A 6,978-nucleotide genomic window follows, 5' to 3' on the forward strand; every position below is an offset into this window, starting at 1 on the left:
CGAGCCGGAGAGCCTGCCGCTGATCTACCTTACGCACATCAACTACTCGTTCTCGATTCCCGCCCCGAGTGGCGATACACTACTGCCGTTGAAGGACGATAGCATCCTGAAACGTCTGGTCAAACACGCCCATAGCGGCAAAGTGCAGGTATTCATTTCCATCGGTGGCTGGGGGATCGGCGATGGCGGCGGTGAAGACGGACGCTTTCACCGCATGGCCGAACGCGTCGAGGGCCGCCGGACTTTCATCAAAAGCACGATGGATTTGGTGAAAAAGTACGACCTCGACGGCGTCGATCTCGACTGGGAATATCCCGACGAAGACAGCCAATCGGCCGACGATTACGTGTTGCTGGTCAAGGACCTGGCCAAGCAACTCCACGCCCAGAACAAACTACTAACTGCCGCCGTAGTAGCGCGGGGCAAGAAGGGCTACGGCGTGAAAGAAGAAGCCTTCCTGGCAATGGACTGGATCAACCTCATGGCCTACGATGGAGATTATGGCGGAGACATTGTGAAGGCGCATTCGCCCTACGCCTACGCGCAGGAAAGCCTGAACTACTGGCTGGACGAACGCAAACTACCGGCTGCTAAAGCCGTGCTGGGCCTGCCGTTTTATTCGAAACTAGGCTTCGGCAAATTCGGACCGACCTACAAGCAACTCGTCGCCGACGGAGCTGGTGCCTACGACGACTACTGGAAGGGCGCCCACTACAACGGCATCAACACCATCGAAGCCAAAGTCCGGCTGGCGAAGCAGCGCGGCTGCGCGGGGGTGATGATTTGGGAAATTGGGCTGGATACGGCGGATGAAACGTCACTTTTGCGGGCGATTGACCGGGCGAAGCGATGAGCATGAATGACCCATGCTTATATCGCTTGGTGAGTGTTTGAGTATCAGTAACACAGAATGCGAAGTACGCATTCTATGTTGCTATAAATTCCTAAATTTACAGTCGATAAAAAACTGATATTCAATAATTTATAAATACGACTAAGGTGCGTATATTTACGAGTTGGGTGTAAGTTTAACAAGATCATTTTTAGATGAAAAAGGTAGCTTTAATTTTATTCATTCCTATTATTTTGGCAAGTTGTGCTGTAAAATTAACTACAGAAAAAAAACATCAACTTGGCAAACAATTGAATGATATGGTTGAAGTTGACCAAATCGCTGCATTCATCCCAAAAGGGAAATACAAAGACTACTCAAAAATGCAGTGGCGTAACTTCAAAGACAGTGTATTTACTAGTCATAAAGAGATTGTTGAGCGAATGTTCAGTAAATATGGATTTTTAGGTTTCGATAAAATAGGTAAGGAAGGTTCAAATCATTTTTGGTTATTAGTTCAGCATTGCGATAAATATCCAGAATTTCAAAAACAGGTATTAACAGCAATGGATAAAGAAGTTGAAAAAGAAAATGCAGATCCTAATAATTATGCTTACTTGTACGACAGAGTTAAAGTGAACGCAGCAGAAAAACAATTATTTGGAACGCAAGTCACTTACGAAACGGAAACAACAGGTCGAGCTATTCCTAAAATTGGACTTGCTGATTCAGCAAACGTCGATAGACTAAGAGAAAAGTATATTTTGGAACCTTTGAAAGATTATTTAAACAGTATGACAATATCACATTATAATATGAACAAAGATTACTATGAAAAAATGGGAATAACAAAACCAAATCTATATTGAAAAATTAGTAGGTAGTTCCGTGATTTGTATCCCTACATACTTATCGACAATGGAGATTAATATGGATGCTGCCCACGGATTTCGAGATATATCTTGCTAAATCAATTACCGAAAAAAACTAAAATTACAAAATCATGACTTCACAAACCATAAGCATTGATTTGCCATCCGATATTCTTCTTACATTGAACGAATCGGAGAACGAACTCAGGAGGCGAATAAAAGTATCCTTAGCCATTCAGCTTTACGTCCAAGAAAAAATCACGATTGGCAAGGCAGCCCAAATCGCTGAGATGTCGAGATTGCAGTTTGATACGCTGCTTTCTGAGAACAGAATTCCAATTTCTCTTTTAGAATTCGACGATGTCTTGTGTGATATAGAAAAACTTAAATGAAATGAAGAATGGGTTAATTATTTCAGATTCAGGGCCTATTTTTTCTCTGGCAACCATCGGAAAGTTAGAAATTTTGGATGCTTTGTTTGAAAAAATATGCATACCTGATGCTGTCTGGAAAGAAATTACGAGGGATAAGACTACGAAATACTACGGAGAGCTTGCTGCATACTTCGATGGAAAGGTACGGTCAATTTCAGGGTTCAACGAACTAGAATTTATTATGGATTACGGTGAATCAGAAGCTGTATTGCTGTATAGAGAGTTAAGTGCTGATTTTTTATTGATTGACGATAAAAAAGCAAGAGCAATAGCTGAAAGCTTCGGAATGCAATGCGTCGGAACGATCGGCGTTCTTTCTATTGCAAGAGAGAAGGGGCTGATTGGAGAATTAAGGCCATTATTTGAACATTTCCTAAAAAATGGCAGATATTATTCACTAAAACTATTAAATGCTTTCTTGAAAGAACATAACGAAGCAGAAATTGAATAAGATAGATGATGTCTCAACGGTGTTAGGCATCGAATTAAGGTTTAGTAGAAACCGGGCGAACTACCCGAGATTCACGAACCCGTACCGCTCAAGCATCGAATTAAGGTTTAGTAGAAACCCATATATGACCTTTCCCATGAAAAAATTCTTCTTTGCGTTTACAAGCCTATTTGTAGTTCTCAGCACGTCAGGCTACGCCCAAAGCGAAAAGCAGGAAGCACTGCAAGTAGCCCAGGCTTTGCTCGACGCGATAGAACAGGGAGACACTACCGCTTTCCGGGCCGTATTTTTGCCCAACGCCATGATTTACACCGTCCGCGAGAAAGATGGTCAGGCAGTTTCGGCCAGTCGTTCTCCTTTCAGCGATACGTTCCGGCCTGGCACGGTGATAACAGAGCGAATGAAGGACGCGGGCGTGGAAGTGCAGGTACACGGCAACATCGCTCAGGTATGGGCGCCTTACAATCTTTGGATTAACGACGCATTTTCCCATTGCGGGGTGGATGTGTTCACGCTCATCAAAACCGTTACTGGCTGGCGCATTGCGGCTTTGTCGTACACCATTGAGAAGACAGGCTGCGGCTCGCCCGAATTTCCGGCTGCAAAACGATGAAAGTTGAAAATTCTACCGCAGAGGACGTAAGAATCGCCGAGGTGGAACGGGAATTTTATGACTGGCTTCAATCACTACTTAAAAAATAAGAAACCATGAGAATTGAACGAAGCCACAAGGCAAGCCAGCAAGAGGCTATCCGAAAAATTGATTCTTTCCTGGACGAGCTGATGAAGCGCGATTTTCCGGGCGGAGTAGCGATAAAAGAACCTACTAAAAGTTGGTCGGGAAATACCATGAACTTTTCTTTTAAGTTAAAGAAAGGCCTGGTAAGTACTAAGTTAGCAGGGGATATTCAGGTAGAAGATGGGAAGATCATTATGAACTCTCAACTACCGGGTCTTATTAAGACCTTCGTGTCAGAAGAAAAGATTTCGGATGTGATAGGCCAGCAAATTGATAGCCTGTTTCCTGCAAAAAAGTAGCTAACCGTCATTTAGTTAGCTACTTTTTTTCCGTCGAATAGTTGTTTGATAGCATTAGCGGAGAAATCCCCTACATCTTTGGAATCCGTGCCTTCGCCGCTTCCAAGTCCTTCTGCTTGTTTTCCAGGTCGATGACCGACCCGGCGAGGTCGGCTTTATTAGTTTCCTGGTCGCGCATGAGTTCTTCCAGTTTCTTTTGGGTGCGCTCGATTTCCTTCACGATGCGGTCATTGTCGCGTTCCAGGTTTTTGTGGTTCTTGTCGGCTTCATCGTAGTACTCCTCCGCCATCCTGACCTCGTCGCGAGCCACGGCGTAGTCCGAAAATTCTTTCAGGAAATTCTCGGTGGCCGTGTAGGTGCTGTCCGTGAAATTGGATACGAAATGATCGCCGACTTTCACGGCTAAAAAGACATGGCTGATATTGCGGGCGGAGGAAACCTGGCTCAGCATCTCTACGGATTCATGAGAAATGGCCGGAATATTAGCGCGATCTACCGATATGACGCCTCGACGGCTGTGCGTTTTGCCGTAAGTTTTGAGGTAGTCTTCCCAGTATTCTTCCAGATAGCGCGAGGGGATACTGGAATTGAGATTCAGACCAAAATAGTCCTTATCGTTGAGTTTTTCTTTGCCGGGGAAAACGCCCTGCGCGTGAACGGAAGGAACCAGGAAAAAACCCAGCACGACTAGAGGAAGTAATAAATTTTTCATGATTGAATTAATTGTAAGTGAGCTAACTAGACTGACTGAAAGGCGAAAGGATTAAACAGATTGCGCTTTTCGGGTCACGACAACTACCTTTCGGCCGCTTTGGAGCGTTAACGCAAACAAATATACGTCGCCGCCTTCTTTGAGACGCCATTTTTTGCGCAAGTCATCCACTTTGCCCGGAAAGTTACGAATTGTCAGGTTGGCTTTGCCGTTAGGGACGTATTCCGATAAAGCCCGCGCGTCTGGCTTGCAAACAGCTACTACCTCGAAACTACGGCCCGGAAAATCGTCGATCGGCTTTTCCGAAGTATAAAGATGCGTGTTGGGAGCCAGTTTAGCCAACCCGAATCGCGTGGCGGTACTTTTGAAAGCACCGGCCTTCAGCAAGGCGGCGTGCGGTTCGTAAAGAAATCCTTGGGGTTCCCGGAAGTCAGGTTCGGCGTGTGTTTCTTCCTGTCGGTTAAAGTCAAACCCGTATTGAGTGCTGCCATCAGCTTTTAAAATCCTGACTTTCAGAGGAATGTCTTCCACCGCCAGGGACGACTGATTCAATGAGTAAAGTACTTCCTTACATTCCCGATCCAGTCCAACGATATGTACTTCCCGCACAAATCCCAACTGACCAACCGCCAAATCTATGTCCAGTAGCGGCGCGGTTTTGACTAAAATATTTGGGGCCGAGCGAAAAAGCGTGGGCAGTGCTTTGGTCAAGTCGGGCGTGCAATCGGCCAATTGCGCGACTTTGCGCTGACGGTCGTCGCGGCGGGCCGGGTCGGCGTAAAGCCAGTCGGAGGGTACGGGTTTTTGCGACAGCGCGTCGATGGCATCCTCCACCCGCACTTCGATTTTATCCGCCACACCCAGTTCTTCGAAGTTATGCGCAGCCGTCCAGGCCACTTCCGGTTGTTGCTCGAAGTACAGGGTTTGCTCAAATTCTTCGCTCATGTAGTAGCAATCCACGCCCATGCCGCCCGTAATGTCGATCAACTTAATGCCAGAAACCAAACTGGCTTTGAACCGCGCCGTGGCTTCGGAAGAGCCCTGCTCCACCGAAAGAGGAGGAGGAAAAAGCAGCCGCTCGTCGGCGTACCAGTCAGGTAGTTTGTCCTTCGCTTTTTGCCGGGCCGCTATCTGTGCTGCCATTTTTTTTAGGTCAACATCCTGACATTGATTGCCTTGCAGCAACAAGTCAGCCACGTCGTCGTGGAGGTGCGCCTGAATAAAGGCCCTTTCACGGGCTGTCAGCGTAGGAAATGCTTCATTCATCAGGTAAAAATACGATATTCCCGACTTTGGCTAGGGAATTCTACCCAACTACCCTGTGAAAGAACCTGACCGTACCAACGCCCAACTCTATTGGCGAGAAAACCTCACTTACCTGGCCATTTTGCTCGCTATCTGGTTTCTCGTTTCCTACGGCGCGGGCATCCTCTTCGCCGATGCCCTCAACAACTTCCGCCTCGGCGGCTTCAAACTAGGCTTCTGGTTCGCTCAGCAAGGCTCCATCTACATCTTCGTCCTCCTCATTTTCGTCTATATTTATTTGATGAATAGGCTAGATAAGAAATACGGGTATGATGAGTGAGGGGCAAAGTTCCAAAGGCACAAAGGCCCAAAGTCGTACTTGGTCTAAAAGGCAGATTTGCAGATCAAAAATTATTCCCTCATTCTATCATTCACCCATTCAAAATTAAAATTTTGGACGTAAGAACCTGGACTTATATTATCGTTGGCATCACCTTCGCCTTGTACATTGGCATCGCTATTTGGTCGCGGGCGGGCAGTACCAAAGAATTTTACGTGGCGGGCGGTGGTGTGTCGCCCCTGGCTAATGGTATGGCTACGGCAGCGGATTGGATGTCGGCGGCGTCGTTTATTTCGATGGCGGGGCTGATCTCATTCATGGGCTATGACGGAACCGTCTATCTCATGGGCTGGACGGGTGGTTACGTGCTTTTGGCTTTACTGCTAGCGCCTTACCTTCGAAAATTTGGCAAATTTACCGTCCCTGATTTTATCGGCGACCGCTATTATTCCAACGTCGCCCGCACCGTAGCGGTGATTTGTGCCCTATTGGTGTCGTTCACCTACGTGGCCGGACAGATGCGCGGTGTGGGGGTAGTTTTTTCGCGGTTTTTGGAAGTCGATATCAATACGGGCGTCATCATCGGGATGGTCATCGTGTTATTTTATGCCGTTTTGGGCGGCATGAAGGGCATCACCTACACGCAGGTGGCGCAATATTGCGTGCTGATCTTCGCCTTCATGGTGCCGGCGATCATGATTTCCATGAACATGACAGGAGTTCTCATTCCTCAGGTAGGAATGGGAAGTACTTTGTCCGATGGTTCGGGGGTGTATTTGTTGGATAAGTTGGATGGCCTTTCCCGCGAGTTGGGTTTTGCTGAATACACGCAGGGTACCAAATCCAAAATCGACCTGATCGCCATTACGCTGGCGCTGATGGTCGGTACGGCTGGACTACCGCACGTAATTGTGCGGTTTTTCACCGTCAAGCGCGTGAAGGACGCCCGAATGTCAGCGGGATTGGCGCTGTTCTTTATCGCCATTTTATATACCACGGCTCCCGCCATTTCGGTCTTCGCGCGGACCAACCTCATCGAAACCGTCAGTAATCA

General features: G+C 47.1%; 10 protein-coding genes. 8 read left to right on the forward strand and 2 right to left on the reverse strand.

The features are described 5' to 3' along the window. The 6 genes from ACEW8P_RS16780 to ACEW8P_RS16805 all read left to right on the forward strand — a co-directional run. The coding region (locus tag ACEW8P_RS16780; RefSeq protein ID WP_373514226.1) for a glycosyl hydrolase family 18 protein at positions 1-853 on the forward strand (853 nt) is incomplete at its 5' end. Positions 854-1,047: 194 nt separating this feature from the next. Continuing rightward, positions 1,048-1,701: a DUF6624 domain-containing protein gene (locus ACEW8P_RS16785; protein WP_373514227.1), complete on the forward strand. Its 654-nt coding sequence runs from the start codon at positions 1,048-1,050 to the stop codon at positions 1,699-1,701. Positions 1,702-1,835: 134 nt separating this feature from the next. Further along, positions 1,836-2,096: a UPF0175 family protein gene (locus tag ACEW8P_RS16790; protein WP_373514228.1), complete on the forward strand. Its 261-nt coding sequence runs from the start codon at positions 1,836-1,838 to the stop codon at positions 2,094-2,096. 1 nt (position 2,097) lies between these two features. Beyond that, positions 2,098-2,589, forward strand: a complete 492-nt coding sequence (locus ACEW8P_RS16795; protein ID WP_373514229.1) for a DUF3368 domain-containing protein — start codon at positions 2,098-2,100, stop codon at positions 2,587-2,589. Between the two features lie 136 nt (positions 2,590-2,725). After that, positions 2,726-3,202: a nuclear transport factor 2 family protein gene (locus ACEW8P_RS16800; RefSeq protein WP_373514230.1), complete on the forward strand. Its 477-nt coding sequence runs from the start codon at positions 2,726-2,728 to the stop codon at positions 3,200-3,202. Positions 3,203-3,297: 95 nt separating this feature from the next. Then, positions 3,298-3,627 carry a polyhydroxyalkanoic acid system family protein gene (locus tag ACEW8P_RS16805; protein WP_373514231.1) on the forward strand — a complete coding sequence of 110 codons (330 nt, stop codon included), beginning with the start codon at positions 3,298-3,300 and terminating at the stop codon, positions 3,625-3,627. 70 nt (positions 3,628-3,697) lie between these two features. On the opposite strand, the gene ACEW8P_RS16810 is transcribed toward ACEW8P_RS16805, so the two are convergent. Then, the gene (locus ACEW8P_RS16810) at positions 3,698-4,339 is read right to left on the reverse strand and encodes a coiled-coil domain-containing protein (RefSeq protein WP_373514232.1); all 642 of its coding nucleotides are present in this window, start codon (positions 4,337-4,339) and stop codon (positions 3,698-3,700) included. Positions 4,340-4,390: 51 nt separating this feature from the next. Continuing rightward, positions 4,391-5,605: a hypothetical protein gene (locus ACEW8P_RS16815; protein WP_373514233.1), complete on the reverse strand. Its 1,215-nt coding sequence runs from the start codon at positions 5,603-5,605 to the stop codon at positions 4,391-4,393. A 55-nt stretch (positions 5,606-5,660) separates the two neighbouring features. On the opposite strand from ACEW8P_RS16815, the gene ACEW8P_RS16820 reads away from it, so the two are divergent. Both ACEW8P_RS16820 and ACEW8P_RS16825 read left to right on the forward strand, forming a co-directional pair. Next, positions 5,661-5,924, forward strand: a complete 264-nt coding sequence (locus ACEW8P_RS16820) for a DUF4212 domain-containing protein (protein WP_373514234.1) — start codon at positions 5,661-5,663, stop codon at positions 5,922-5,924. A 113-nt stretch (positions 5,925-6,037) separates the two neighbouring features. Further along, positions 6,038-6,978, forward strand: a 941-nt coding sequence (locus ACEW8P_RS16825; RefSeq protein WP_373514235.1) for a VC_2705 family sodium/solute symporter, incomplete at its 3' end; no start/stop codon positions are given.

It is taken from the genome of Persicitalea sp., assembly GCF_041751555.1.
Classification (GTDB): Bacteria; Bacteroidota; Bacteroidia; order Cytophagales; family Spirosomataceae; genus Persicitalea.

Excerpts from the sequence above, each read along its gene's own strand:
- ACEW8P_RS16785 (WP_373514227.1), top strand. The coding sequence starts at position 1,048 with ATGAAAAAGGTAGCTTTAATTTTATTCATTCCTATTATTTTGGCAAGT.
- ACEW8P_RS16790 (WP_373514228.1), top strand. The coding sequence starts at position 1,836 with ATGACTTCACAAACCATAAGCATTGATTTGCCATCCGATATTCTTCTT.
- ACEW8P_RS16795 (WP_373514229.1), top strand. The coding sequence starts at position 2,098 with ATGAAGAATGGGTTAATTATTTCAGATTCAGGGCCTATTTTTTCTCTG.
- ACEW8P_RS16800 (WP_373514230.1), top strand. The coding sequence starts at position 2,726 with ATGAAAAAATTCTTCTTTGCGTTTACAAGCCTATTTGTAGTTCTCAGC.
- ACEW8P_RS16805 (WP_373514231.1), top strand. The coding sequence starts at position 3,298 with ATGAGAATTGAACGAAGCCACAAGGCAAGCCAGCAAGAGGCTATCCGA.
- ACEW8P_RS16810 (WP_373514232.1), bottom strand. The coding sequence starts at position 4,339 with ATGAAAAATTTATTACTTCCTCTAGTCGTGCTGGGTTTTTTCCTGGTT.
- ACEW8P_RS16815 (WP_373514233.1), bottom strand. The coding sequence starts at position 5,605 with ATGAATGAAGCATTTCCTACGCTGACAGCCCGTGAAAGGGCCTTTATT.